Origin of the sequence: Syntrophomonas wolfei subsp. methylbutyratica (assembly GCF_001570625.1) — a bacterium.
In the GTDB taxonomy this organism is placed as follows: domain Bacteria; phylum Bacillota; class Syntrophomonadia; order Syntrophomonadales; family Syntrophomonadaceae; genus Syntrophomonas; species Syntrophomonas methylbutyratica.
The window spans coordinates 1-1,167 of sequence record NZ_BBQT01000055.1; the positions used below are offsets into that span (position 1 = coordinate 1).

Here is a 1,167-nt window from a genome sequence, read left to right on the forward strand (position 1 = left end):
TACCGATAATGGGAAAATATTCCGATCCGCCCAGATGCAGATGGTTTGTGCTCAAATGGGCTGTTCCCTCATACACTCCCCTCCCTTTCAGGCCAACACGCGCGGGAAAATTGAAAGGTTTTTCCGCACCGTCAGGTTAAGGTTTTTAAGTCAGATAAACCCTGCTGAAATTAAAGATATTGATGAGTTGAATCTGCTTTACTGGCAATGGCTTGAGGAGGATTATCACCGCAAAGTCCATAGTGAGCTTAAAATGAGTCCCTTGGATTTTTTTATGGCGCAATCGGAGCGGATTAAGATTTTTCCGAATCCGGCCCTGCTTGATGAATACTTTTTATTGAGGGTAAAGCGTAAGGTAAAACATTATCACTGGATAACATCCTGTATGAAACAGATGAGCACCTGGCTAATTCCCGGGTAGAGGTAAGATATGACCCGGAATGGCTATCGAATTCAAATAAACCCATTCTTCTCTATCATGAAGGGAAAAAGGTTGGAGAAGCAAGGCAGGTTAACTTCCATGATAATGCCCATGTGAAAAGAAAAGGCCCGGGCAGACCAGCAAGGGTTAAGCCTGAAGATTTCATAGACACTGACAACGAGACCAAAAATGTTTCCGATGAAAGCTACAATCATATATCTTTTACCAGCATTTCCAAGGCATCTAATCCCAACCTACCCAATGAAGAAAGGGGGGAGGGTTAAATGTTCACCCAATTCTTTAACTTGAAATTCAATCCGTTCACCAAGGAGATTCCGATAGATAAATTGTTTTTAAGTAAGAATCTAGAGGAGCTTACTTCCCGCCTCATGTATCTGCAGAAGGCCAGGGGAATTGGCCTTATCATTGGTGAGGCCGGTACCGGTAAAACAACGGCTTTACGCCAATATGCTCAAAGTTTGAACCCGGCTTTATTTCAATCCTTTTATTTTCCCCTGGCAACGGTAACGGTACAGGAATTCTATCGGGGATTAGCCTTGGAACTGGGCGAAGAACCTAAGCATAAGAAGGTAGATCTTTTCCGCCAGATTCAGTCAGCAATTGGTTCCATGTATTATGAGCGCCGGGTTACACCTGTTATCATTTTAGATGAGATTCACATGGCTTCCAACAAGCTGCTAGAGGATTTACGGATAATTTTTAATTTCAATATGGACTCAGAAAAT

The 1,167-nt window shown here is 42.7% G+C and carries 1 protein-coding gene and 1 pseudogene; both read left to right on the plus strand.

Annotated elements, in window-relative coordinates:
* A pseudogene (locus AWB54_RS14960) lies at positions 1–421 on the plus strand (DDE-type integrase/transposase/recombinase); the annotation flags it as partial.
* Between the two features lie 284 nt (positions 422–705).
* Positions 706–1,167, plus strand: a 462-nt coding sequence (locus AWB54_RS14965; protein ID WP_153014770.1) for an ExeA family protein, incomplete at its 3' end; no start/stop codon positions are given.